This window comes from Ethanoligenens harbinense YUAN-3 (assembly GCF_000178115.2).
Taxonomy (GTDB): Bacteria; Bacillota; Clostridia; order Oscillospirales; family Ethanoligenentaceae; genus Ethanoligenens; species Ethanoligenens harbinense.
In genome coordinates, this window is sequence record NC_014828.1 from 2,502,986 (window position 1) to 2,528,325 (window position 25,340).

Annotated in this window: 23 protein-coding genes and 1 pseudogene; 2 read left to right on the forward strand and 22 right to left on the reverse strand. The window is 44.1% G+C overall.

Annotated features, from left to right (window positions below; genetic code table 11):
• Positions 1–46: 46 nt before the first annotated feature.
• Positions 47–1,231, forward strand: a complete 1,185-nt coding sequence (locus ETHHA_RS11740; RefSeq protein WP_013486186.1) for a YibE/F family protein — start codon at positions 47–49, stop codon at positions 1,229–1,231.
• A gap of 418 nt (positions 1,232–1,649) precedes the next feature.
• On the opposite strand, the gene ETHHA_RS11745 is transcribed toward ETHHA_RS11740, so the two are convergent.
• From ETHHA_RS11745 to ETHHA_RS11805, 13 genes are all read right to left on the reverse strand, one after another.
• The gene (locus tag ETHHA_RS11745; protein WP_013486187.1) at positions 1,650–3,560 is read right to left on the reverse strand and encodes a sensor histidine kinase; all 1,911 of its coding nucleotides are present in this window, start codon (positions 3,558–3,560) and stop codon (positions 1,650–1,652) included.
• A gap of 18 nt (positions 3,561–3,578) precedes the next feature.
• The gene (locus ETHHA_RS11750; protein ID WP_049776610.1) at positions 3,579–4,811 is read right to left on the reverse strand and encodes a transporter substrate-binding domain-containing protein; all 1,233 of its coding nucleotides are present in this window, start codon (positions 4,809–4,811) and stop codon (positions 3,579–3,581) included.
• A 114-nt stretch (positions 4,812–4,925) separates the two neighbouring features.
• On the reverse strand, positions 4,926–5,990 hold the full coding sequence (locus ETHHA_RS11755; RefSeq protein ID WP_013486189.1) for a response regulator transcription factor: 1,065 nt from the start codon (positions 5,988–5,990) through the stop codon (positions 4,926–4,928).
• Positions 5,991–6,224: 234 nt separating this feature from the next.
• Positions 6,225–7,130 (reverse strand): carbon-nitrogen hydrolase family protein, encoded by a 906-nt coding sequence (locus ETHHA_RS11760; protein WP_013486190.1) that lies wholly within the window; start codon positions 7,128–7,130, stop codon positions 6,225–6,227.
• Between the two features lie 100 nt (positions 7,131–7,230).
• Positions 7,231–7,833, reverse strand: a complete 603-nt coding sequence (locus tag ETHHA_RS11765; protein WP_013486191.1) for a cytidylate kinase-like family protein — start codon at positions 7,831–7,833, stop codon at positions 7,231–7,233.
• 42 nt (positions 7,834–7,875) lie between these two features.
• A complete protein-coding gene (gene urtE, locus ETHHA_RS11770; protein WP_013486192.1) occupies positions 7,876–8,571 on the reverse strand; it encodes an urea ABC transporter ATP-binding subunit UrtE in 696 nt (231 codons plus the stop codon).
• Positions 8,571–9,329 carry an urea ABC transporter ATP-binding protein UrtD gene (gene urtD / locus ETHHA_RS11775; protein ID WP_013486193.1) on the reverse strand — a complete coding sequence of 253 codons (759 nt, stop codon included), beginning with the start codon at positions 9,327–9,329 and terminating at the stop codon, positions 8,571–8,573. Before urtD ends, urtE begins: the two co-directional genes overlap by 1 nt.
• A 1-nt stretch (position 9,330) precedes the next feature.
• Entirely contained in the window at positions 9,331–10,416 is a 1,086-nt protein-coding gene (urtC, locus tag ETHHA_RS11780; RefSeq protein ID WP_013486194.1) for an urea ABC transporter permease subunit UrtC, read from the reverse strand.
• Between the two features lies 1 nt (position 10,417).
• The gene (gene urtB, locus ETHHA_RS11785) at positions 10,418–11,275 is read right to left on the reverse strand and encodes an urea ABC transporter permease subunit UrtB (protein WP_013486195.1); all 858 of its coding nucleotides are present in this window, start codon (positions 11,273–11,275) and stop codon (positions 10,418–10,420) included.
• Between the two features lie 152 nt (positions 11,276–11,427).
• A complete protein-coding gene (locus ETHHA_RS11790) occupies positions 11,428–12,672 on the reverse strand; it encodes a transporter substrate-binding domain-containing protein (protein ID WP_013486196.1) in 1,245 nt (414 codons plus the stop codon).
• A 454-nt stretch (positions 12,673–13,126) separates the two neighbouring features.
• Positions 13,127–14,659 carry an IS66 family transposase gene (gene tnpC / locus ETHHA_RS11795; RefSeq protein WP_013484564.1) on the reverse strand — a complete coding sequence of 511 codons (1,533 nt, stop codon included), beginning with the start codon at positions 14,657–14,659 and terminating at the stop codon, positions 13,127–13,129.
• 65 nt (positions 14,660–14,724) lie between these two features.
• The gene (tnpB, locus tag ETHHA_RS11800; RefSeq protein ID WP_013484563.1) at positions 14,725–15,075 is read right to left on the reverse strand and encodes an IS66 family insertion sequence element accessory protein TnpB; all 351 of its coding nucleotides are present in this window, start codon (positions 15,073–15,075) and stop codon (positions 14,725–14,727) included.
• Positions 15,075–15,338, reverse strand: coding sequence for a hypothetical protein (locus ETHHA_RS11805; protein WP_049776611.1), 264 nt, complete (start codon positions 15,336–15,338; stop codon positions 15,075–15,077). Before ETHHA_RS11805 ends, tnpB begins: the two co-directional genes overlap by 1 nt.
• A 624-nt stretch (positions 15,339–15,962) precedes the next feature.
• Here ETHHA_RS11805 and ETHHA_RS16375 point away from each other — a divergent pair.
• Positions 15,963–16,109, forward strand: a pseudogene (locus tag ETHHA_RS16375) (hypothetical protein); the annotation flags it as partial.
• Positions 16,110–16,161: 52 nt separating this feature from the next.
• Here the strand turns inward: ETHHA_RS16375 and ETHHA_RS11810 are convergent.
• The 9 genes from ETHHA_RS11810 to ETHHA_RS15675 all read right to left on the reverse strand — a co-directional run bounded on the left by ETHHA_RS11810 (position 16,162) and on the right by ETHHA_RS15675 (position 25,224).
• Positions 16,162–17,526: an MATE family efflux transporter gene (locus ETHHA_RS11810; RefSeq protein ID WP_041686854.1), complete on the reverse strand. Its 1,365-nt coding sequence runs from the start codon at positions 17,524–17,526 to the stop codon at positions 16,162–16,164.
• Between the two features lie 4 nt (positions 17,527–17,530).
• Positions 17,531–18,568, reverse strand: a complete 1,038-nt coding sequence (locus ETHHA_RS14750) for a glycosyltransferase family 2 protein (protein ID WP_013486198.1) — start codon at positions 18,566–18,568, stop codon at positions 17,531–17,533.
• Between the two features lie 211 nt (positions 18,569–18,779).
• Complete coding sequence (locus ETHHA_RS11820; protein WP_137143904.1) at positions 18,780–19,805, reverse strand: hypothetical protein; 1,026 nt, start codon at positions 19,803–19,805, stop codon at positions 18,780–18,782.
• A gap of 175 nt (positions 19,806–19,980) precedes the next feature.
• Positions 19,981–20,865, reverse strand: a complete 885-nt coding sequence (locus ETHHA_RS11825) for a glycosyltransferase family 2 protein (protein ID WP_013486200.1) — start codon at positions 20,863–20,865, stop codon at positions 19,981–19,983.
• Between the two features lie 51 nt (positions 20,866–20,916).
• Positions 20,917–22,005, reverse strand: coding sequence for a glycosyltransferase (locus ETHHA_RS11830; protein WP_013486201.1), 1,089 nt, complete (start codon positions 22,003–22,005; stop codon positions 20,917–20,919).
• Positions 22,006–22,026: 21 nt separating this feature from the next.
• The gene (locus tag ETHHA_RS11835; protein WP_013486202.1) at positions 22,027–22,842 is read right to left on the reverse strand and encodes a glycosyltransferase; all 816 of its coding nucleotides are present in this window, start codon (positions 22,840–22,842) and stop codon (positions 22,027–22,029) included.
• Positions 22,843–22,915: 73 nt separating this feature from the next.
• Positions 22,916–23,524, reverse strand: a complete 609-nt coding sequence (locus ETHHA_RS11840; protein WP_013486203.1) for an acyltransferase — start codon at positions 23,522–23,524, stop codon at positions 22,916–22,918.
• Entirely contained in the window at positions 23,521–24,870 is a 1,350-nt protein-coding gene (locus ETHHA_RS11845; protein WP_013486204.1) for a glycosyltransferase family 4 protein, read from the reverse strand. Before ETHHA_RS11845 ends, ETHHA_RS11840 begins: the two co-directional genes overlap by 4 nt.
• Positions 24,871–24,894: 24 nt before the next feature.
• A complete protein-coding gene (locus ETHHA_RS15675) occupies positions 24,895–25,224 on the reverse strand; it encodes a hypothetical protein (protein ID WP_137143905.1) in 330 nt (109 codons plus the stop codon).
• Between the last annotated feature and the right edge of the window lie 116 nt (positions 25,225–25,340).

The window sequence follows — 25,340 nt, forward strand, 5'->3', positions numbered from 1 at the left end:
ATTGGATTAATGCCGGCGGTTTTGTGTTTTGTGAACAGGTGTAAAAATGAAGAAAATCGACAGGCGCATTTCGCGGCAGATGGTGCACCGCCTCATCCTGATCACCGTGCTGCTGGCAGTGACCGTGGGCGCATACGTCGGCATCACCGCTAAAACGGTCAAACGCGGCACGAGCGCTTCGGCGTATGTATCCGCCGAGGTGGAATCCGTCATCAGTGACACGACCTCTCCGGACTCGAACTCGCAGGGGCGCCGGATCGGCAATCAACGGATCAGCATCAAAATCTTGCAGGGGAAACATAAAGATGAGCATATGCAGGTGGACAACTATCTGAGCGCACTGAACAACGTCTATGTGCAGAAAGGCACGCGGATCATCGTGCAAATCAGCACCCAGCAAAACGGCAGCTATTCCGCCTCGGTATACAATTATGATCGCTCCGGCGTGCTTCTCGGATGCGGTGTGGTTTTCATCTTGCTGTTGTGCATCATCGGGGGGCGCAAAGGATTTCAGGCCATGTTGGGCATCCTGTATACCGTGTTTTGTGTCATTTTCCTGTTGCTGCCCATGGTGTATCGGGGTGCCGATCCGGTTCTCTCGGCGCTGCTTATTGTGTTGCTGACTACGGTGATGGGGTTCGCGCTGCTGGACGGGGTGAACGCCAAAACGGTTTCCGCATCCATCGCCACCATCGCGGGCGCGCTCTTTTCCTGTGCCGCCGCCGCTATCAGCGGGGCGGTGGCGGGATTGAGCGGTTTCAACATGCAGGAGGCGGAAACCATTCTGCTCCAAGCCGACAACGGTGCTAAAATTATGATCGGGGGACTGCTGATGGCGGGCATCCTGATTTCCGCGCACGGCGCCGTGATGGATGTTGCGATCTCCATCGCATCCTCCATGGACGAGATCCACAAGACAAACCCGGACGTGAAGGCGAAGGAGCTGTTTCGCTCCGGCATAAACATTGGGCGCGACGCGATGGGGACCATGGTCAACACGCTGATTCTTGCGTTTGTGGGGTCTTCGCTGAATCTGCTGCTCATCATTTATGCATACGGCATTCCATTCGGGCAATTAATCAATACCGATCTGGTTGGCATACAGCTCATCCAGAGCATGGCGGGAAGCATCGGGATCATGCTGACGGTGCCGCTGACGGTGGCGCTGGCGGTGTTCTTCCAGTTTCACCCGGTTCGGCTGTTCAGTCGAGGAAAATCCCTGAACCCCTGAGCTGCCGGTATCTCCATTTCAAAAAGCCAGGCTTTTCACCTCGCACCCCATGTTGAGCGCCGCGGCGTAGAACAGGCAGTTCAACTTCATTTTAACCAAAGAAACCAGCCGTTTTGTTCGTCATATGCTGGATACACTACCGGCTTGTTCTCTGTCCTATACGTTTTTTATCTTCCCCCAGCTCAGCTGGGGGTTTTGTCTTACCTGTTCGGCTACAATCACGGAAGAACCGCCCCATTTGGAGCAGCCCTTTCATACAAATAAATAAGTTGTTCCTTGCCGCTTCACCGTCGGAGTATCGAGCGACGGGTTAAACGCATAAAAATTCTTCTCGTTGAGCTGGCCGAACGTGATGCGTAGCGCTTCTCCGAAATGCCGGGAATGCATGATCTCGCACTGACTGAGGAATTTGAGCAATTCACTTTGGAATGGTAAAAGATACCGTGCAGCCTTCATTGACTTTTGCATCAATTCCAATTTTTCCGCCATGCTTTTCTACAATATTTTTCACAGTTGCCAATCCAATCCCGTTCCCCTCAAATTGAATATCGGCATGTAACCGATTAAACATTTGAAACGGATCGGAAGCGTACTCCATGTCAAATCCAACCCCATTATCTTTAAAACAGAAGACGTACTCGTCTTTAGTATCCTTAAAAAAGACATGAATATATGTAAATTCAACTCCTGCTGAATATTTCACCGAATTTAATAAAATATTATAGATACAGCAGCGCAGAAGTATTTCATCTCCCATAACGTTGGGCAGCTTGACCATATTGATACGTATATCATGCGTATTGTAAATCATACGTAATTCTTCAATAATATCTTCCACCAGCTTATTCATGTTAACACGCGCCAGAGCCAATCTGCTGGATTTTATTTTTGAATACTTTAAAATCTCGCCGATCATGTTCAATGCTTTGTTGCAATACATTGATATTTTTAAAGAGGCATCATTTGCTTCTTCTGTAAAATGTGAACCGCTTTCATCGTTGAGGATGGTATTATAAAGACTGATTGCGCGAATTGGCGATTTGAATTCATGTGCAATGATATAACACATGTTCTCCATTTCATTATAGGCGTTGCGCATTTCTTGTGTTCTTTCCAAAACCTTGATTTCAAGTTCATCGTTCATGCGCCTTGTCTGCTCTTCAAACAAAATGTCATCCGTAATGTCTTTGGCGAACACCGCGATATTATACTTTTTCGCACTAAGACCGATGCGGTGAAGGTGTACTTGGTAATAGTGCTCTGACACGGCGTCGTAATACTCCACGATATAATGTCCCGATTTTTCAGTCTCATCAAAATAATCGTTCCATAGAATGGCATCCTCGTCACTAAACAATTCAAAAAATTTTCGTTCATTAAACACATCTGATTGGGCATCAAAAAAAGATTTTGCAACTGAATTGCAGGTGACAATTTCTCCATTCTGACCATTGACGCACCAAATCATATCGTCACTTGATTCAAAAACCGCCTGTTGCGTTTCCGCCATTTCCCGGCTTTTCTGTTCCTGCCTGTTGTGATATTCCAGATAGTGCATCAAAAAGTCACCGAGCAATAGAATAACCGCCGCTTTCAAGAGGGCAAACTGCATGTTTCCTATATTGCTCTGATACGCGTTGACGGTAAACGAAATAGACATCATCCCGTTAATCATACCGTTTGATGAAAAAGCAGCCAAAAACGCCGTCAGAAAAACGGTTATGACCATTACAAAGTAATTGTCCTTTTCATAACCGTTCGTTTTAATCTTCAAAAATCTTTTTACAAACGGAAGAGACAGCACACTATTGGCCAGCAATATACAAATCGTCATTGTTTCTGCAAGAACGGTCGCGTTGGCATTGATTAGATTTTCCGGCAAATATGAAAATGTATAATTTTTGCACCAGAAGGGCGGATTATAGGAAACGAAAAACTGGACCAGCGTTTTGTTGCAAAGAAAATACACTAAAACAAGCAAAACTTGAAAGATATATAATGCAAAAAAAGGAATTTCCCCTTTTGCGATCTTATCACGGCACATTCCCAATCCCGCCGCCCATAACAAAATAAAAACCGCGGTAACAAAATTTCCCCATCCATTCGTGGGTACGACAATAAACGGGCTGAACATTGCCAGCCCGAGTGTGCAGCATGCGATGGCATAGCGCATTCCATAATATAAGGCAACGACAGCAGGCAGCAGCAATCCCGGCAAAAGATAGAGGTCATAAGCGGAATCAATGGTAATCGGAAAATTTGAAAGCCCAAAACACACCCAGCCAAGTATGATGGAAATTAGATACTTTTTCAAGTCCATGTGATTCATTCCGATTGATCCCTTCTTTTAGTTGTGTGATCCATCCGGGTAAAGGATCGTCGGCCACGGTTCAGGTTTAATTGCATTTTTTGACTGATATACAATTTGGAATTTTCCATTATGCGCGATTGCAAAACGCGAGTACAGCCAGGTGCAATGGTTCGTTTCATCTACTTTGATCTTGCCTTGCGGAGCATCAAACTCCAGACCTGAAAACGCTTTAATCAACGAGTTGGTGTCATAGGGGTTCTGCACTTTTTCTATTGCCTTTGCAAGCAGATAGCAGCTATCGTATGTTGCTTCTGCAGAAGAGGTAATGACGGAACCGTCCTGTGAATGCTCCTCATACTTTTTGACAAATTCTTGGCTGGCAGGCGTATCTAATGTCGAGAAGTAATTCATGGACGCATAATGTCCCTCGGCACAGTCCGCGCCCATCCCCTGAACGCTCATTTCATCTGTTGCAATCGCAGCTATCGGGCATTTTTCCGGATCTAAGCCAAGACGTTTATATTCTTTGTAAAAAGAAATCACAGAATCGCCCACCAGGTCGCAATAAATGAAATCGGGTCTTACTTTCTTGATTGTTTCAAGTATATCTGTAAAATCGGAGTAGCCGATTGAAACATACTTTTCACCAAGGACGGTACCGTTGTTCATTTCAATGATGCGCTTTGCCTGCTTATTGCAAATAACAGGGAATACATAATCATTCCCAATAAGGAAAACTTTTTTTCCGCATTTTTTCATCAGCCACGGAATGTATTCCACAGCCTGTTGATTCGGCATTGCTCCGGTATAAATCACATTTGGATCGGTTTCTTCGCCCTCCGTAAAGGTGGGATAAACCAGCAGCGAGTTATATTTTTTCAATACCGGCAAAGTGGCTTTTCGGCTTGCGGAAGTGCAGCACCCTACGGTTGCAACAACGTTTTCGTTTACAATCAAATCTTGTATCTTTGCGGCCGCAATGGTTGGATCTGAGCAGTAATCCTCTTGGATATACTCTATGCGCTTTCCATCAATGCCACCCGCCTTGTTTATTTCGTCAAACGCCAGATAGGCCGCATTGAGCATGGATCTTTCGACTACCGCGGTAGACCCGGTCGTCGATAAAAGAATGCCGATACGGATTGTATTGCCATCGTGTTCAAAAGATGCTTTCCCAACATTCGCTTGACCTTCATTGGAACATGCAGTCAGAACAAAAAGCAAAAAGCAACACACGATCATCCTTATTTTGATTGTTTTGAATGCCATCCCCTTACCCCGCTTTTCCACTTATCCTCGAATCACACGTCCGCATGCTCGATTTTTTTGCGGCGCATCCCGAATATCGCCGTAGATTGATGTTTTCCATATTGGGTATGGCCTTTATGGATGCACCATCCCGCGCATTTTTTTGTAATCGGAAGGCGTCAGTCCATAAATGTTTTTAAACAGGCGTCCCATGTATTTATAATCTTCATAATGCAGCTTTTCCGCAATTTCGCTCATATTCATGTTGGTTTCTTGAAGCTGCTTTTTGACAATCTGCATTTTCAGGCCCACCACATATTCGACATAGGATCTTCCCATATCCGTTTTAAAACTGTGACTTAAATATGCCTTGCTGACAAAACATTTTTCAGATATAACCGTTAAAGTCAACTTGTCAAAAGGATGCGCAAGGATGTAGTCCACCACCATTTCGGAAAGCGCGGACATACGAGATGGATGATACGTTTTGATTGTCGTATACAACTCCCGCAGAAATTCTTCAAAAACAGCAGCTGTTGTGTAGTTGTTGTCGCTTTGAATAATTTTGTTGCAAATAAAATCCACGTCGGAAACCAAAAGCGCCACCCATTCATTTTTTTCAATGACCGCCTGATAAATTTTTCTTTCCGTTTCTGCCAACAACACACCGTTTTTAATGAAATCATGCTTTACGGACTCATCGCACTTGCGCACCAGGTGAGAAACTGCGTTTTCAAAATTATCAGTGCCGTTCAATATGCAGTTTACTACTGCAATTCTTTCATAGGCTGTTTTGTCTTCGGGTTTTTTGGCCTTAGATAATTTTGTAATATAGTCCGCGGCGCGACTCAGTACATTTAAAAAAGATTGATTTTCCACCGGTTTTACGATATAATCAAACGCACCCAGCACGAGGCCTTTCCGGGCATATTCAAAATCCGCGTATTCACTTAAAAGGATCACGCACTTGCAGAGTCCTTCATTTTGAACCCGTTCCAGCAGTTCCAGACCGTTCAGCCGCGGCATTTTGATATCGGTTACTAATATGTCAACAGGGTTTTGGCGAAGCGCCATCAGCGCTTCCCATCCGTTATCAGCTTCTCCGGAAATTATAAAATCGAGTTGATTATTCCAATCCACCTGCTTCTTCAGTTGTTTCCTGAATATCTCATAATCATCGACCAGCATTACTTGGTTCATTCATACCATCCTCAACCCACAGAAAACCTATTTCATTTTACCATCTGTATGATTTTAGCATGCAATTTATTGTATTTTTACCCTTCAAAATGGAAAAATTGGAATACTTAAGTATCCAAAGCCAACGGCGCGTTTCAGAGGATTTATACAAAGCTGTACCAATCTCTCTGAAACACGCCGTTGTGATCTTATAATACCCTATTTACCGAAGAAAAGCAAAGATCCACATTCTGTTTATTTGCCGTCATTCGGATTGGATAATGTATCCTTAAAAAACTCAATATACTTATCCGGACGCCAATCGGTACCGTTGACAGCGGGATTGAATTGGTAAGGATATCTGCTTGCAAGAGACAGGTCAATCGTAGCCGTAAACATTTCGATTTCGGGGGCGTCTTTGTCTGTAAATTTACGGCCCGCATAATAATAATACGACCAGGTATGCTTCTGCCCGGGGCCGAGAATGGAACTTCCCCCCCAGAAATAGTTTTCAACGTCAAGGCCGCCAAGATTGGCGGAGGCAATATAGATTCCGTTCTGAACAATCGCCGCTTCCAGTGTGGCGGGACCGTAATAGGGGCCATGGCAGTGCGCAAGCGCAGTGCTGTTGACGATCAACCGGCAGCCCTTTGATACATAGTAGCGCATAAGTTCGGGGAAAGAGTAGTTGTCGTAGCAGATCGCAATGCCGACAGGTCCCCATGCCGTCTCCAGAATATACGGTCTGTCGCCGCGGGTCGCCCAGTTTGGCTCGGGCGGCGGCAGGTGGATCTTGTGGTAGGAGCCGGCAAGGCCATCGGGGGAAAACACTGCAAGCCCGTTGTAAACCGTCTCAGGATCGTTGTCGTCCCTTATCGGCATTCCCATTACGGCATAAATTCCAAGCCGCTTTGTAAGCTCGGCGACCTTTTCCGTGCTGGGCCCCGGAACGGCCTCAGCAAGCCTGACCTGCATTTTTTCTTTTCGGGGCTTATCCCCCTCGTCATCATAACCTGTAAGGGCCATCTCAGGCAGCACAACGATGTCGCTGCCTTTTTTGGCAGCACACTCGATGTACTCCATGATGCGCTTCAGGTTTGCTTTCTTGTCACCCCATGCTGGATGAAAGGTCACGACAGATACGGTGCAAATGTCTTTCATAAAAAACTCCCTTTCTTTGCGCACGGCGCGCAGCTTGGCAGCGATCCGCGCCGTAGGCTGATTCTACCTATTTTTATATCAACAGCGAAGGGGCTGTCGATCAAAGCAGGCCCAATTTATGCTTTGCGGCGGTGCAGATCAGATCGGCGCACGCCTCGTGGGACGCGATGGAGCTGTCTACCATCAGATTGCGGTATGTCGTGGAATAATACGAAACACCCGTGCGGAATTTATAAAACTCACATCTGGCTTTATCCACACTTTTTATGTAGGATTTTGCTTTTTCCGTGCTGAGATGCAGTTCTTTCTCACAAAAAGCCACACGGCAGTCATACGGAGCATATATGAAAACATTGAGCATGTTTGGATGGCGGCACTCGTGCAGAATATAATCGGAACATCTGCCAACGATCACGCAGTCGTCGCCGGATGCAAGATCAAGGATGACGCTTTTTTCCATCTCATATAATTTATCCTGCATCAACGCCGTTCCATGCCCGAGCGGATACATCATTTTTGCGAAAATGGAGGTATTTTTTTCTTCAAGCGTAGACAATTCTTCAATATTGCCGTGCAGTTCCTTTACCGTGAGTTCAATAATATCACGGTCATAATATTGAAAACCCATTCGCTCCGCAATTATTTTTGCAATTGGACGCCCCATGCTGCCGAATTCACGGGTAACCGTTATGACATTGCCCATAAAACGCCTCCTATCGAACAATATGCCGGAATGCCGCATTCATCACACCGCCAGGTATTTTTTGATCGTCTCCTCTTCCAAATGCGCCATTTCACCCTCGGAGACCACCTTGCCTTTCTGGATAATCACATAATGGTCGGCTATTTTCCTGGCAAACTTCAGGTTCTGTTCCACAATCACAAGGGTGATACTCATTTCCTCTCTGACCCGATCGAGTATTTTGGCGATCTCGGCTACAATATTCGGCTGAATGCCTTCCGTCGGTTCGTCGAGAAGCAGAATTTTGGGGTTCGACATCAGCGCCCGCCCAATAGCGAGCTGTTGCTGCTGGCCGCCGGACAGAACCCCTCCTTTTCTTTTCAGATGTACCTCCAGCGCAGGAAAAAAGCGGAGCACTTTTTTCTTTTGCTCCTCCAGATCTTTGGTGTGCGCATAGCCACCAAGTTCCAGGTTTTCTTCCACCGTGAGATCGGGGATGATTTCTCTTCCCTGGGGCACATACGCGATTCCCTGTTGCGCACGCCAGTGGGGGGATTGCCTTGAAATTTCCTTGTCGTCCAGCCGGATTCGCCCTTTTTCCAAAGGGAGCAGGCCGATGACAGACTTCAGCAGGGTGGTTTTTCCCACACCGTTGCGGCCTAAAATGGCCAGCTTCTCCCGGTCGCCTATTTTCATGCTGATACCGTTGATTACTTTGCTTTTTCCATAGTTTACGTTGATATCGTCGATAACAAGCATTAAAACCCTTCCCCGCTTTCATCCTGCAAGTAGACCCTGATAACCTCGCGGTTTTCCTTCACTTCCTGGAAAGAGCCCTCTGCCAGAACCCGGCCCTGATGCAAAACGGTCACTTTGTCCGCAATCTGCTCCACAAAATCCATATCGTGTTCAATAACAATCAGCGTGTGTTCTCCTGCAAGGCCTTTTACCATTTCGCCGGTTTTATAGGTTTCCGTGTCTGTCATGCCGGCCGCGGGTTCGTCCAAAATAATCAGATTGGGCGACTGTGCAATGACCATCCCGATTTCAAGCCATTGTCGTTGGCCGTGAGACAGTTCCACGGCCATCCTGTCTTTCTGGTCGTAAAGCTGGACCAGATCCAGCACATTTTTCATTTGCGCCTTGACCTTATCCGTCCGGCGATAGGAAAAGGCTTTCCATATACTCGTATAGCCCGTAAGGGCGATCTCGATGTTTTCATAGACCGTCATATTGTCAAATACATTGGGCCCCTGAAATTTCCGCCCGATTCTGTATTTCGAAGCGATGACGCTCGGCTCTTTTCCGGCAATGTTTTCCCCTTCATATAAAATGCGTCCGGCCGTTGGCTTGGTTTTCCCTGTAATCAGGTCCATCAAGGTGCTTTTGCCTGCGCCGTTCGGGCCGATAATAACATGGATTTTTCCTTTTTCAACCTGGAGGTTCACCTTGCTGACAGCATGGAATCCCGAAAATGATACACTCAGGTCCTGAATATCCAACAATACAGTATTCATGTTACGCCCCATCCTCGGCCGAAGCGGTCTCCTGCCCGGCCATCATTTTATCTGTTCTGCGGCGTTGCTGCAGACTGATGATTTTCCCAACGATCCCGTTTGGCATAAAGAAAATGATCAGGATAAGGACAATGCCCAATATAAGCTGCCAGAAGGATGAAAACTGATCCGACAGTAAACTCTGCGCCCAGTTGATAAATAAAGTTCCGACCACCGCGCCCGTGAGATTTCCGCGGCCTCCGACTGCGATCCACACCACGACAAGTGTAGAAGCGGCGATTCCAATATCCTGAACGGTAATGGAACCGGTCGCCGGAGCATACAGCACACCGGAAAGTCCGGCAATCGCGCCCGCAATGGTCATAATCAATATTTTGTAATGGGAAGCGGTATAGCCGAAAAAGCCAAGGCGCTGTTCGTTTTCCCGGATGGATACCGCGATCTTTCCGACCCGGTTTCTGGTAAGCCACATGCAGAAAAGAAACACAAGGGCCGCCACGACAAGGATGACATAGTAGTATTCGATTTTATCCAGCGGCTGCCCGTGGTTCATTGCAAACCGTTTGATGCTCTGCAACCCGTTAAAGCCGTTCGTATACTTTTGTTCGGTAATAATGAATTGGCTGAACATCTGTGCAAGGGCCAGCGTTATAATGGTAAAGAACACACCCTTGATCTTGCTTGAGAAGACGAAAAATCCCAGAATGGCCGATATCAGTGCCGCCAGCCCAATGCCGATCAGCGCCGCGACGATTGGATTTTTGAGCGGAAGATAAAACCATGGCAGTACCGTAATCTTTTCCCTTGTCATAAATGCGGGAAGCCCAAACTGTATCTGGTAGCAAAGCCCGATCATATACCCGCCGATTCCGAAGAAAACCGCGTGCCCGAGGCTGAGCAAACCGCCGTAGCCCCATAACAGATCCAGCGACAAGGCAAATATGGCCAGGCACAGGTATCTGCCCATCATTTCCACCCGGAACTCTTCGGCAAACAGCGGAAACACGGCCAAAAAGACGAGGAGTCCGATGTCGATCATCCGATGGATCTGTACGCTGCGTATTTTGTTGTAAATTCCACCCATCATATCATCTGCCTTCTTTATAGAATAGGCCCTCGGGCTTGAACCGGACCAGCACAATAATGGCGAAAGAAACCATAATCATGGCCCATGTATCGTTGGAGAAGCCTGCAAGCAGTGTCCTGCTTTCACCGATGATCCCCGATGCGACCGCCGTACCGACCATGGACTGGGCTCCTCCGACCACAGCCGTCAGGAAGGTGTTCGTCAGATAAGTGGCGCCCATGTCGTAGGAAACCCCTGTCGTAGGCGCCAAAACACATCCCGCGATTCCCGCCAGGCCTGCTCCGTACGCAAAGGTAAGCGTATCGATTTTAGCAGTGTCGATGCCCAGGCATTCGGTCATCTGCCTGTTTTGTGTAATCGCTCTGATTTTCCGCCCTGTTTTGGTGCAGGCGAAGAAATAAATGGTGCATACGAGCAGGCCGAGAGCGATCAGCACAAGGAATATGTTGTAAAACGGGATGGTGACCGAGCCAAGCGTGAATTTGCCGGGAAGCGGCATTTTCACATTTACGGCCAACGGCCAGACCATGCGGGCAATTTCCGTCAGGATGATCGAAATTGCGAACGTTGCCAGTATCGTTTCCGTCGGCTTCGCATACAGCCTTTTTATAATTACGATTTCGATAAGCATACCGAATAAAGCGGTTACAATAAACGATATGACGATTGCCAGACAAAACGGAAGGCTGAAGATCCCGGTCACAATATACGCGCAAAAGCCGCCGATCATAATCATCTGGCCATGCGCCATATTGATGACTTTCATTAACCCAAAAATGATAACCAATCCCAGGGTTGCAATCAGCAAAACCGCCGACTGGTTTAAACCGTTGCTCATCTGAGAAATAAGGAACGCCAATTCTATCACTCCCTGTTGATACGCAAGGCTTCTTGATCTGTTTTTCAGAAAAGAGAGGCGCTCGTTCCGTGCGTTAAGGCGCCATTGTAAGAGGATATAAATCCAGTTACCACCCCTTTGTGACAACTGAATTTATATGGGCAACTATCGGTTTACTGCGGATAACATTTCGGATCGTTCCAGTCCGGCATAAAGTTGGAATTTTTATACTGAGGATACAGGATTCCCGGCCATGGTTCCGGTCTGGTCGCTTTATCGGTGGAGTAAACGACGTCAAATTTTCCGTCGTGAATCTTTGCAAACCTCGAATAGACCCATGTGCTGTGGTTGTACTCGTCCACTTTGATCTGACCTTGCGGCGCATCAAACGTAAGCCCGCCGAATGCTTTGATGAGTGCGGTGGTATCCGTGGGGTCCTTGACTTTTTTCAGCGCTTCTGCCAGCAGGTAGCAGCTGGAATAAGCGGATTCAGTCAAAACGGTTACAACCGTACCGTCTTTGAACTGGCTGTTATACTTATCAACAAATTTTTTAGATGCATCCGTGTCAAGGCTCGAGAAGTACGGCATGGACGCATAGTGACCTTCCGCATAATTTGCGCCGATGGCCGACAGATTGCTTTCATCGATCGCAATGGAGCAAATGGGTGTTTTGCTGGCATCCAGTCCATATTGCTTGAAATCTTTAAAGAACGCGTTGTTGGAATCACCGACAACCGCCGAGTAGACAAAATCCGCACCGGAACTCTTGATCTTGCTGCACACGGTCGAAAAATCTGTTCCGCCAAGGGGCACATATTCTTCGCCGACGACCTGTCCGCCGTACATGTTGATCAAAGCGCGCGCCTGCTTGTTGCAGGTTTTGGGGAAAACATAGTCCGATCCCACCAGGAAGACCTTTTTACCGAGTTTGTTAATCAGGTAAGGGATGAAATTTGTGGCCTGCTGATTGGGCATGCAGCCGACATAGATGACGTTGGGATGCACTTCTTCACCCTCTGTAAAGGTCGGGTAAATCAAAAGGGAATTGTCATCTTTCAGTGTCGGAAGCGTTGCCTGCCGGCTTGCCGAAGTGCAGCATCCGACCGTGGCGACGACGTGGTCTTTCTCAATAAGTTCTTTGATCTTTTCCGTGCAGGTCGCCGGGTCGGAAGCGTAATCTTCATGGATATACTCGATTTTCTTCCCATTAACTCCGCCGGCCTTGTTGATTTCATCAAAAGCCATTTTGCATGCATCTGTCATTGTTTTTTCCATTACGGCGGTCGATCCGGTATCGGAAAACAGCACGCCGACTTTGATCGTATTGCTGCTTTGCCCTTTGGAGCAACCGGCAAATGGTATCGCCATCGCTGCGGTAAGGGCCAAAGCCGTAAGCCTCAAAAATTTGTTTTTCATTCTTTACATCTTCTCCCATCACATTCTTATCCAGTCCGTATTGTTTTTACTTTATAAAACACCTCCATTCACTCCATACTTTTTGAGGCAACAAATTAACTGCGGCCGCGTTAATTCATAAAAAGTGCACAGCTCTTTATAAGAACTGTGCACCCTTGCACTTCTTTCTTGTCGCGATCGATCTCTTTAGTGTGTATTTATCATACCTTTATTTCTCTTGACAGTAAATCGAATATTTTTACCCATAAGCGGATTATTTTTATCATGATTTCTTTCGTCCATATCGGGCGTATTTCGTAATTGCCCCAAATATTTATACCCGCCGTATGTTGACGGGATTTCACTCTATGATTACAAGCTATTCGCAAGCACTGATGCACGTGGCATCACCAAGTCCAACCATTTACAAATGAATCGAAATATGATTCATAAAAGCTTGGCTTCGGTGTAACCGTCAAATCAACGGGCACGCCCCCCAAGGCATGAGGTTTTCAACATCCGCGCCATTGGGCGCTTCGGTGAAAATCTTTGTGAGGTACTCAAAAGGCACAAGACCATTCTCCCTGGCAGAGACGATCAAGCTGTAATAGATTGCGCTGGCTTTTGCACCGTTTGGCGTGTTGGAAAACAGCCAGTTCTTCCGTCCCATTACAAAAGGTCGAATGGCGTTTTCCGCGCGATTGTTACTGATTTCCAGCCGTCCGTCCAACAGATACCGCACAAGATACATGCGCTGTGACTGTGCATAATGGATTGCTTTACCCATCAGGGTTTTAGGCAGTTCCCGGAGCGATCCGACCCAGGCGTAGAACGCCTCAACCACCGGTTTACTTTGCTGTTCGCGTTCCTTCAAACGATCTTCCGGGGTCAGCAAAGTGAACTGTTTCTCCAAATGAAACAGCCTGTCACAGTAAGCAATCCCCTTTGCGGCGTCAGACGATTTCCGTTTATCCTTCGGCAGTGTTTGCAGCGCTTCGTCAAATTTCCGACGCAGATGCGCCCAACAGCCCACCACGGTGATTCGGTCAGGCAGCTTGTGGTATCCGTCATAACCATCTGCATGGAGAAAACCTGAAAAATCCTCTAAGAAGTCTTTCGGACGGATATGCTTTCGATCCCGCTGGTAGTCATACAGCACAATCTGGCGCTTAGCCTCGCCGCTTGTACGATAAAGCCACATGTAACTTTTACTCTGGGCGGGCTTGCCGTCCTCATGCAGCACCTGAAGGGTGGTTTCGTCTGCGTGAAGGACTTGATGATTGCATAGCTGTCGCTTCATTTCCTGATAAATTGGCTCCAGCCAATCTTCACAGGCTCTGATGAGCCAGTTGGACATGGTTTGACGTGAGAGCAGAATGCCGCTTTGCGCCCACTCCTGCTCTTGCCGATAAAGCGGGCTGCCCATCACAAATTTTTGCACGGCGATATGGGCGACGGATTCGGGTGATGCGAACCCTCCCTTGATGACGGGTTTTGGCATCTCCGCCTTGACAATCGGCACACGATCAGAGGACTCCTCGCAGTGGCGGCAGGCATAGACGTGCCGTACATGGCGTACAATCACGGCTTTTGCCGGGATGATTTTCAGTTCCTCACGGATGTCTTCCCCCATTTTGTGCAGAGGACAACCGCAGTCCGGACAGATACGCGCCTCGATCGGCAGCTCGTGTTCAATGGTCTCAACAGGTAAATCTTCCGGCAACTTGTCGGTGGTCAGGCGCGTCTTTCTGCGGTAATGCGCCTTGACCTCGGTGGTTTCCGGCTCTGGCACGGTCAAATCGGCGGTTTGCTCTGCTTCGTTAAACAGACATAATTGTTCGTTGTCCGTCTGTTCACTGGACGCGCCGAATTGCTTACGTTTGGCCAGGCGGAATTGCTCCATCAGCCACTGAATCTGCTGTTTTAGCTCGGCAATCTGCTCCGCCTGTTTGAGAAAATTCTCGTAAACAGAAAGCGGTATTTCAATTGTTTTTTCTTGTTTTTCCATTCTCTAATTATACCGGAAAAACCGCATAGAATCAAGAAAAAACGGCATTTTCGTATCCCGATGTGTTACGAAATATTGTGTTCAAGAACTTCGCTGCGGCGAAGCTTTTTCTCCAGCCTTGCGCCATCGATCAGACAAGACAGTTCCTCACTGTTCAGCGTCATTGTGGTTTCCTCGTCTGACGACGGCCAGCGGAAATGTCCGCGTTCCAGCCGTTTGAAATACAGCCAAAAGCCATCGCCGTCCCACTCCAGTATTTTCAGGCGGTCACGGCTTCGGTTGCAGAACACGAACAGCGCGTCGACAAAAGGGTCGAGAGAAAAACTGTGCTGCACAAGCGTCATTAGCCCGTTGATCGATTTCCTCATATCCGTGCACCCACAGCAAAGATACACAGGTTTTTCTCCGAACTGCATCACAGCGATCTCAGGATGCGGCAGACTCTCGCCAGCAATTCCAGGTCGGTTTGGGCATTTGCAAGGATATGGCAGCCGGCGATTTCAATGTCTAGGGTGCCTTCGCCGGCAGTAACAGATTTTGCTTCCGTAAGCTGCGTCCAGCCGTCCGGCACAAGCCCGGTTCCGCGCTTTTGTTTCTCCATAAGCTCCATGCAGGCAGCTTCCCGTACTTTTTTCTGCCTGTAGTAATAGGTGGCCTTGCTGATGTTTTTTCTTCGCAAAATGCGTCCACGCTCTGCCCGCCAGCTATTCGCTCCTTTACCGCCTCGCCCCACTCTGATAGCCGGAACTCCCTCGCGATTTTTTGCGTATCCATTTTATTCACTCCAATTTGGTCCAAAACACTCCATTACATGTTTTGAACCCTTTTGAAGTTCATTGTACCTTCCCCGACACCATGCTTACAAGGTGCGCGCGGTCTTGACGGTTACGCTTCGGTTATAGATTAAACCATTTGGCACATTGAAAAAGAAGGTTTCGGTAATAAGAAAAACATATCAGTTGAAGGAGTTTTTCACAAAATGACAAAGAAAGAAATGTTTGAAAAATTGATTGAAAATTGGAACAGCGAAAAGGCACAGGAATGGCTTAATTGGAATATAGATTTCTTGATTTGAAAAAAGGAAGGCTATTATTCTAAGGCACGGATGACAAAAAATCAATGGATGTTCATAATAATGGGGGGTATACAGCCCAGGGTATTGAAATAACAACGAAATGGAATCATTGCGCAAAGCAATCCGGTATGTATGTGGACATTGGAAATCCCCATTTTCCTTCTTCTTTAAAGGCCAAATTGGCAGAGACAGTCACAATGGTATCACCGGAAGGCAGAGACTTTCTTCTCCATTCTCAAAGCGAATGCATCTATCGTAAAAAATCTGAAAGCGATGAAAGAAGCTCGTCGGCGTATTGCTGCATATGTTTTATGCTTCAATTATGAACGCATCCAGCTAAAATCAAAAACCACCAGTTCAACTGGTGGTTTTTGATTCCTCATGATAATTCAAGCGTGTCTATGTACCGAATTATTTGATACTCACTCTAGTTTTCCCCTACGCCTTTCTGCAAGCTCATTTTACACTGCCAGCGTTTCAACCAAAGAGAGAGTCCTATACAATAGGGCAAAGTGGATATTATATTTGCTATCATAATTGCCACATAACCATGCGTCAATTGGACAAACAAAAACGCCAGCGGAATATTGGCGAAAGCCCCAACCGTTAATAAAATTGCTTGCAGTTTTAATTCGCTTAGCCCGTTTAATAACGCAGACAGTATATTACCCCACATCATTAATGCTCCACAGATTGCAAACGTCACCGCAATTCCATAATTAACTGCTATTGTTTGTTCTTGCAACCATAAGTTAAATATAATTTGCAAAAACGCCAACAGGAAAATTTCCGCACCGACAGCAGCCAGCAGCGCTTTTCGCATGGTAGAAATCAACCGGTTTAACCACGTATAATTGTTTTCGACTTTTGCTTTTGTTACGGCTGACCAAAGCGGAGTAGTCGTCAAAGCAAAAACCGTGCCAATTAATGCAAATATTTTATAATAGATTTGATATTCCACAACGGCTTTGTTGTTTACAAATAACGCTATTAAATAACTGTTGGTATTGTTCGATATCAAAGCCATCAGCTGCAACCACAAAAATGCACCGCCCAATTTCAATATGGACACCGCATAGCGAAACTCAAACAATTTAATGGAAGGACGGGATTGGCGCAACTTTGTAGAAAACACAAAAATCGTCGTAATCAGCAATGGCGCATTCACTGCAAATAAGTACACAATCGCCAGGTGAACAACGTTGTTCTTCATCCCAATTTCATTGCAAAATATAACATATATCAACATAATCGCGTTTGTCGCAAAATTCAGCAGGCCGGGGACAAATGCTTTCTGCAGCGCATATAAGATAGAGTTAATGATCTGCAAATTGAACTGCAATATTATACTTGTCAAGAGAACTGATAAAGTTGTGTTTAGAACACTTTTGGACAAATCACGCGTAGAAATATTGAATACAAAATTCCAATCTACAAACGAAGATAAGAAAAACATCACAACCAGTAATAGACACGAAATGCCGGAAAGAAAGATATAAGAAGAAGATATATATTTCCTGATTTGTTCCTGATTGTTTTCGGCCAGAGCCTCCGTAAGTTTGTTTCGCAGTCCGTTTCCAATACCAAAATCAAAATTAAGTATCCAAGCCAAAACAGACAATACTGTAAACCATATGCCCAATATTGACTTGTTCGAAAAATATCGGAGGTACATTGGTGTGGTAAAAAACGCCAGCAACAAAGACATTCCTTTTACAACAAACGAAGCCATGATGTTTTCAGCAACATTTTTCGTATCGCCGGTCCAAGACTTAAATTTTAGCATCTTCAATTTTTCAAATCACCCACTTATCGGCAATTGCCAATATAATAAATAGAGCGCGAAGCATCCCGACCCTCAACAAGCCGCATTTTATTTTCCCAATTCCACTGCGTTTCAAACTCATATTTTTATAGGCAGATGCGACCGCCTGATGAATGATAGGATCGTGAATAATCATACGAAGCGTGCGGATCTTCGAATTTAAAGAATATGGACAATCTTTTTTCAATAAATTATATACCACTCCAACTAATATGTGGAAATATATCTGATAGCACATTTCATTATAGAATTCACACTTTAACATATTGGCTGTATAATATTGATATATTTTTACCGAAAAAATTCTAGCACCCTCAATGAGCCTGGCATTGAAACGACGAGTCGATGAATTTGGATTTATGTTAATTTGGTATATTGCCAAATTAATGCATTCAATTTGATCACAAAGACCCGCTGCTTCAATATAGAACAGGAGATCTTCTCCTAACGTAAGCTCTTCCGAAAATCTTAGCTGATTATGCTTTACAAAATCTGTCCGAAATAGCTTCCCGTATACGCCATGCACAGAATCCACCATGCCACGATGTTCCGGTTTGACTATCGGATCACTTTTGTATTTTTCTCTATTCAAAGCGTATATCTGAATTTGTTTGGAATCAATGGATAAAATCTCGCAGGTATCGTCGTTCTCTTGCCCGGCATAGATCTGACAGCCCTGGATAATCGGAAACTCTTCATTACACAACCGAAGAAGTTTGCTGAAATTATCTGGAAGTATTGTATCATCTGCATCCACAAATATAAGCCATTTCCCGCTGGAGCAATTCATACCGGCATTCCTGGCAGCAGAAACTCCTTTGTTTATCTGATGTATCACTTTTATGCGTTTGTCATTTGATTCAAGATCCCTACAAATGGATAACGTATGATCGTCTGAGCCATCGTCTACAATGATTATCTCAATCTCCTCTTTCAAATCCTTTATAGAATTAATACAGTTTCTAATGTTTAATTCTTCATTGTATGCTGCAACAATGATACTCACCATAGTAGTTTCTCCTTAATTCAAATTGATGCTATGCCCCGATTTGACATCCATTCTTCATTTAGGCAGGCTTTCTACGATTACTTGGAAATTATTCTTTCACCCAGTTTTCACTTAAAAAGACCGCGATACGAAGACCCTATCACATCAACAAAACAGAATGCTTTCTCCTGTGTTTACCGCATACAGCTTTTTGATTTTACCAGAGTCGTTATCAGTCAATATATTTCTCTTTGGTTGCCGAAAACCTAAATAGAAATACTGTATAAACGGGAAGCCACCACAATACCTCCGTGCAATTCAAAATAACAAAAACAACAATTAAGCCCGCCCATTCAAGTGCAGTTGGGTGAAAAAAAGCTTTAAGTCCACCGTAAAGTCGCCATAGATAATATAGACCAAAAGGAATACCGCAGGTAAATAAAAGTGAGCTCAACCCAACGCTAATATCTGTTGTCATTCCTAGTTCCCCAAGCCTCGTTATCCTTGCATTGGTAAAGGAGTATCCAATAAATGGATGGTCAAACACTACATTGAAACCATTTAGAAAATCATATTTTCTGGTCATTCCAGAAATATTTGTATTCACAAGCTTGTCGCTAATATTATTGCTTAATACAATATAAAACAATACCCCCACTGTCATTATTACGACCACAAACTTTATCCAATTTTTACCTCTAAGGCTTCTATCTTCCAAGAATAGTTTTTCAAATCTTTTATGGAATATAAAAAGAACAACAATAGTAAGAATATATCCTGTCGTAGAACCAGTCGTAATCATCGTTGCAAGCAGGACGAACATCTTGAATTTAACGTGTTTGTGTTTTCCTGGAGTAAAAAGCATAAATAACACTGCCATTATAATAAAACCCTGGAATGCGCCTGGTTCCCAAAAGGGGCCTGAATTTCGCGCAAATACATGTATGCCCCATCCCCATGTATAGAACGGCGATATATTGTAGATAGAATTATTGAATTCCGTTTTAGTAATAAATGCCCACGCTAATTCCGGATTAAGCACCGCAATCGAAAAGCACACCAGACTAACCAGCGATATGACAATCAGCACATTCACATATTTAATTAGATAGCTTTCTTTCGTTAACAAAGCAGTACAAAAGAAAGAAATAATAAACGGCAAATATGTAACCACAAAAGTGTGTATAAACGAACTGCTTAATTGATCATTATAGGCCAAGAACTGCATAGTCATTTCTACGAAGATTACAAACAACACTATTAAATTATCCAATTTGATTTTTGTTTTGTGATGGATACTGAAGATTAAAGATATCACACATATGCCAGACAAAGCCAAATAGGTTAATCTAACATAAATCAAGCCAAAATAGACAGTTTTGGAACTTAATATCATTAATATTACTATTAAATAATTGCGAATATAGATCCATTTAGATTCCATCATTGTACCGTATGCGCTCCTTGATAACATGCTTAATCCAAGACAAATATATCCATAAATAGCGCTTGCCTACCCATAAAGGCCATTTCACCCCATGAAACTTCATACAGTAATGAAGCTCTGACTTTATAGGCAAACCGATTGGCTTGTTTGCATATTCTAATCGTTTTTTTAAACTTAACGTTTCATCTCTCCAAGTGTTATTTATAGAATTCCTTTGACATATCCCTATATATTTATGCGCAACGTAAATTTTATTTCCCGATAAAATAATTCTATTTGAGTAATCATTATCCGCTTTGGCATGTTCGTAGTAATCATCTATAGACCCGATATTTTTAATCATTTGATCTGGAATCAAAAAGCAATTCCAATTTGACATGTTGCATTCTCTACAGGGCTTTTCCGGCAGTACCGGGACGTAGCGCTCATGGATGAGCTGTTTGTTCCATATTTGTCCCCCATATGTCCAATTTCCTCCGAAAGAATCTTCTGTAGACCCTACAATTGCAACAAGCGGTGCTTTGCTTTCCACTTCGTAATACGATTCCAACATGGTCCTTATCATATCTGGATAAAAATCAACATCATCGTTCACCATCAAATAAAAATCATGTTTTGTTTCCAACGCCTTTGAAAGTGACTTGAACATGCCTTTTGCCCAGAACAGAGATCCATCTCCATAAGTTAAATGCACTTTAGGATATTGGACCCGTATTTGCTCGGAAGATCCATCCGTTGATCCGTCATCGCAAAAATAGCACTCTAATTGAATTGTCCCGTTTTCAACATACGTTTGATGAAGCAAAGATTTTAAGCAACTGAGCGTCTTGTTCTTTCGATTATGAAAGGTTAAAATTACAGCCATATCCATATCTATTAATCCTTTATAATTTTCGCTTTTCATTGCTAGAAACTGGCCTTATTAAAGTCCATTTTCTAGCAATTTCCCCATAATCCTATTCCAAGAAAATCGCTTTTTTGCGATTTCTGCCAGATCTTCTAGTTTTTCTCGCTTCATTCTACACCAAATATCAAAGATTTCCTGAATATTCAAAGCATCTTCTCCATCTGTAACGTGAATAGTATAATCTTTTTCTTCCAATGGTGATAATCCGCTTGTCACAACAGGTACTCCCCTGCAATAGTATTCAATAATTTTAAGAGTTGTATCTATATTCGCATTCCGCCTGTGCAAGGCTAGGCATCCCAACCCTACGTCAAATTGATCATACATACAGTTGAGTTCATCTGTGGACTTGATCCCGTAAAATTTCACACGTTTCAGTCCAAGGTGACGAGTCAATTTTCTCAAGTCATTTATTGTGCTACTTTCACCCACCACATGAAATTCCACTGGTATTCCATTTATCTGCTCTTCACATTTTGCCAATCCTAACAATACTCTATCATATCCATGGTACGGATACAGCGTCCCGACTGCAACCATCCTAAATGTTCCATCCCATTGGGTTTGATAGTTCTTTGATGTGATATTTTCGGTCTGAACCCCATTTGTTATTTCTACCATTTTATGAAACATATGTACATTAGTATTGCTTTTTATTACGACGATCCGTTCGCACAAATAATTGATAAATGGGAAAAAAAGGCAATCTAGCGAAATTTTCATGGCCGCCCTATATTTTTTTTTCGATGCTCGAAACTGCTCCGCAAAATAAGGGTACGTCGGGATCTCATAATAGATTTTTGCTCCTTTTTTTCTCGCCTTTCTCATAAGCTGAATCAGACCAAAACCGGGCACCATTAATCGTATATATACAAGATTGATTTCTTTATGATCTATCAGCGTCTTTGCACAGTTCAACAACGATTGATCAACTTCTACGCTTTCACCTGTCCCGGTATCAAGCAATATAGAAGCATCTTGTAATCTTGTGAGCAATGTGCAGCGGCCAATAACATTTCCTATCGCAGTAGCTTCCGCGCAAATTTTTTGGTAAATCCCTTCATTTTTGTTTAGCTCTAAGTTCGCTATAAGCAGAGCTTCCATCACATTCACTTCCTTATATCGTCACACATAATAATCCTTGTATACCAAATAAGACTTCTTCCAAATCTTAAACTTTTTATAAGACGAAATTTTCCCAACACTAGCGTTTTCCAAATGAACGACCTGTAAATCAGGATCATACAACATCCTGTCGCCTGACAAAGCCAATTGATGCGCCAGCATGACTTCTTCTCCCCATAAAAACAGCGAATCATCCAGCAACCCACAATGTTTAAAAAAAGCCGGACGAAGCAACATAAGAGCTCCTGTACAAAGAAATATCTCCGTGGCAACTGGCAGATGTTTCATTCTTGCTTTAGTGCGATTCTTTCTAATAAAATTGTAGAATAAATCCAAAAGAATGGACACCAGATAGCAAGAATAATAGACTCGATAACCCAATCGTCTACTTTTACTTGGTACATGAACAAACTGAGGATTTTGATGGATTCCGTTTATTGTCAGTAGATCTGGTACAATTACCGTTTGCTTATCCTGATATTTCTTCTCTGCCAGCACATCCAAAAAATTCCCATCAAACAGCAAGTCATTGTTTCCCACAATCACATAATCATAAGAAAATCGATTAATTTCTTTCATGCCATAATTCAGTCCACCAAAATAGCCGAAATTTTTTTCAGCCCGTAGCAATTTGACGGTCGTCATATCGCGTACGGCTTGTTTCAAGGTTGCAAAATCCTCTTCCTTTGAATGATTATCTATCAATACTATATCTACCTGGTGCTTGTCTATGTTTCTTAGTGATCTTACATTGGCCACATAGTTTATAGTTATATGGCAATTATTATAGTTAACCGCAATAAAAACCAATCTCATATGATTCTCCACAGTTCATTTTTCTATACGCTTTCTATAACCAAATGCTACAGTCGGCGGATTATCGATCCGCCTAACCTTCTTTCGTATTGCACTTTTTTAGTGTATAGTTTTGTCTTATCACCCGAGCTGGATTGCCAACAATTACGGAATCTGCTTGAAAAGTTCCGCTAACCACTGCGCCCGCGCCAACCACACAGCCGTCTCCAAGAACCGTCCCTTTCAAAATTATAGTGTTGCAGCCAATAAAACAATTCTTTCCGATATGTATTTCCCGGGTTGGAATCCATTCGTTATCCTTAGGGCCAATTTCGTCAAACATGAGTCGGTTTCGCATTTTCCAATCAATTGGATGAAAATCATTGTCTAGTATCTTACAGTTTCCCCCGATGCAGGTGTTCTCGCCAATATAGATGCCTTTTCTGGCATAAATGGTTGCACCGGAAATACCAACGTGATCTCCAATCACAATTTCTGCACCTGTTGTTCTGGTACAGATAATCGTACGGCTGTAAAGTCCGATAAGATTTGACAAAAAATTCGATTTGATCGTTACATCATCTCCAATTATAATATGGGCTCCATGGTGGTTGTATACAAAAGGCGCTCCTTTGAGCAGAAGATCTCGACCATAGTGGATGTGCATCAACTTCAGAAAAAGCTTGCAATAATTGCTGTTCATCGGCCCCCCCTCCTGCTGTGGGGTATCAGTTCTGCCATCCGGCTACCGTGGCTTGCGCCACAGGCAAGAATTTCCTCACCATATTTTTGGATAGAGATATCCTTAGTAAGTTTTCCAACGAGGTACGCGCGTCCGCGTAGTCCCATATTCCTCACTTCTTCGCTCCCTGCGTGCTCAATGAACCACCGGATATGCTGCTCAAACAGCACATAATCATCGGGATCACTGACAAGGCCACAAGTAGTTTCTTCCAGAATCAGGCGTGCTTCAGATCCGGATTCCAATACCGCCAAAACCGGTTTGCCAGCTGCCATGATACCGTATAATTTCGACGGAACTGACACACCTTTGATACCTTTCGCGCTGACGCACCAGTGCACATCTGCCGCATTCAGGCTGTAATTCAGATCGGCCTTGCTCTGATAAGGAATAAACAATACATTCTCCATGCGATTTTCCTTCTGATAGCGCACCAGTTTTTCCTTCATACTGCCGGCTCCAATAAAGGCAAAAATCACATCTCTCCCATCAAGCGTTTTGACGCCTTTAGGAAAAGCATTAAGCACTTTGATCAGGTTTTCCAGATCATAATATAATCCCAAGTTACCCGAATACATCAATATGAAATGATTAATCAATCCATATTTTTGTTTAAAAGCGACAATGCGAGGCTCATTCTGTCCCAGTGGATAAATTTCATTTTCGTCAATCCAGTTGTTGATGAACGCATAAGTTGGCATCTGCTTGCCTAAAAAGCGTTTCCTCAAAGTCTCCACCATATCTCGCCCCACCACAATGACCTTGTCGGCTCTTTTGCAACTGAATTTATCCGCCATCAGCATCATCTTTAAAATTGCTTGATTTTTACTGTATCCTGTCGCAATTGTCTGTTCTGGATTGAAATCCTGAATGTTGTAAATGTATTTTGCATGCTTCACCCATTTTCCCCAAACGCCAAGCAATCCGCCGAGAATGGGGGGCTGTGATATAGAATAGACGTAATCGACACTACCCACCCTTGTTGTTGCTCGCATTGCGCGAAAAAAGTATGCGCTTATATTCTTAATTCGGCTGAGTTTGTTCGTCTTATCAAAACCAGGAACACGAATGCGCATGACATCTACGCCATTGATATTTTCGAAATAAAAGGATTTTTTAACATAATCTACACCTACTACTCCGCCGTAGGAAGGTACAACACAAATCACGGTAATAGAAAACTGCCCCAACAGTCCTTCTGCCAGTTCTCTGAGAATCTGGCCGGTTGAGGCAACGTCGGGGTGGTAATAGTGGGCGTAAATCAGCAAATGCGGCTTTGGGGATTTTTCTGCGTGGTTTGCATTCAATTTGGGCAGCTCCTATCAAACGGTTCAGTCACGACGGTACAAATCTGTAGTATATACCTTTTCTGCCACATCATTCAACACACCGTTATAACGGCTGTCAACAATCATTCCACGTCTTTTTCTCTTACGTACTTTATTATGCCCTGAATGCAACTCTGACGAAAGTTGTCGCTGTTGAGCTTCATGATCAAGGGAAACAACACATTTCTTTATCTTGAATGGGGGGCTAATTAAATCAACTTTTCCTGGAGCAATATCAACTATAAACTCCATATGGTGTCGTGCCAAAACAATAGCGTCGGACAAACCAACACAGCCAGTTCCTAACACGACGATTTTCAATTTTTTATACATTGCACATATCAGGACTTCCCAACATCTACTTTCGGAGTCGCAAACGAAATAAACCTCGCCTTTACGTTTGATTTACATTCCGCCACGCATGTTGTTCAGCGGCCCTGAGACTACAA

Bases quoted from the DNA above. Each gene is read 5' to 3' on its own strand.
- ETHHA_RS11740 (WP_013486186.1), top strand. From the start codon at position 47: ATGAAGAAAATCGACAGGCGCATTTCGCGGCAGATGGTGCACCGCCTC.
- ETHHA_RS11745 (WP_013486187.1), bottom strand. From the start codon at position 3,560: ATGAATCACATGGACTTGAAAAAGTATCTAATTTCCATCATACTTGGC.
- ETHHA_RS11750 (WP_049776610.1), bottom strand. From the start codon at position 4,811: ATGGCATTCAAAACAATCAAAATAAGGATGATCGTGTGTTGCTTTTTG.
- ETHHA_RS11755 (WP_013486189.1), bottom strand. From the start codon at position 5,990: ATGAACCAAGTAATGCTGGTCGATGATTATGAGATATTCAGGAAACAA.
- ETHHA_RS11760 (WP_013486190.1), bottom strand. From the start codon at position 7,130: ATGAAAGACATTTGCACCGTATCTGTCGTGACCTTTCATCCAGCATGG.
- ETHHA_RS11765 (WP_013486191.1), bottom strand. From the start codon at position 7,833: ATGGGCAATGTCATAACGGTTACCCGTGAATTCGGCAGCATGGGGCGT.
- urtE (WP_013486192.1), bottom strand. From the start codon at position 8,571: ATGCTTGTTATCGACGATATCAACGTAAACTATGGAAAAAGCAAAGTA.
- urtD (WP_013486193.1), bottom strand. From the start codon at position 9,329: ATGAATACTGTATTGTTGGATATTCAGGACCTGAGTGTATCATTTTCG.
- urtC (WP_013486194.1), bottom strand. From the start codon at position 10,416: ATGATGGGTGGAATTTACAACAAAATACGCAGCGTACAGATCCATCGG.
- ETHHA_RS11790 (WP_013486196.1), bottom strand. From the start codon at position 12,672: ATGAAAAACAAATTTTTGAGGCTTACGGCTTTGGCCCTTACCGCAGCG.
- tnpC (WP_013484564.1), bottom strand. From the start codon at position 14,659: ATGGAAAAACAAGAAAAAACAATTGAAATACCGCTTTCTGTTTACGAG.
- tnpB (WP_013484563.1), bottom strand. From the start codon at position 15,075: ATGCAGTTCGGAGAAAAACCTGTGTATCTTTGCTGTGGGTGCACGGAT.
- ETHHA_RS14750 (WP_013486198.1), bottom strand. From the start codon at position 18,568: ATGGTGAGTATCATTGTTGCAGCATACAATGAAGAATTAAACATTAGA.
- ETHHA_RS11825 (WP_013486200.1), bottom strand. From the start codon at position 20,865: ATGGATATGGCTGTAATTTTAACCTTTCATAATCGAAAGAACAAGACG.
- ETHHA_RS11830 (WP_013486201.1), bottom strand. From the start codon at position 22,005: ATGGAAGCTCTGCTTATAGCGAACTTAGAGCTAAACAAAAATGAAGGG.
- ETHHA_RS11835 (WP_013486202.1), bottom strand. From the start codon at position 22,842: ATGAGATTGGTTTTTATTGCGGTTAACTATAATAATTGCCATATAACT.
- ETHHA_RS11840 (WP_013486203.1), bottom strand. From the start codon at position 23,524: ATGAACAGCAATTATTGCAAGCTTTTTCTGAAGTTGATGCACATCCAC.
- ETHHA_RS15675 (WP_137143905.1), bottom strand. From the start codon at position 25,224: ATGTATAAAAAATTGAAAATCGTCGTGTTAGGAACTGGCTGTGTTGGT.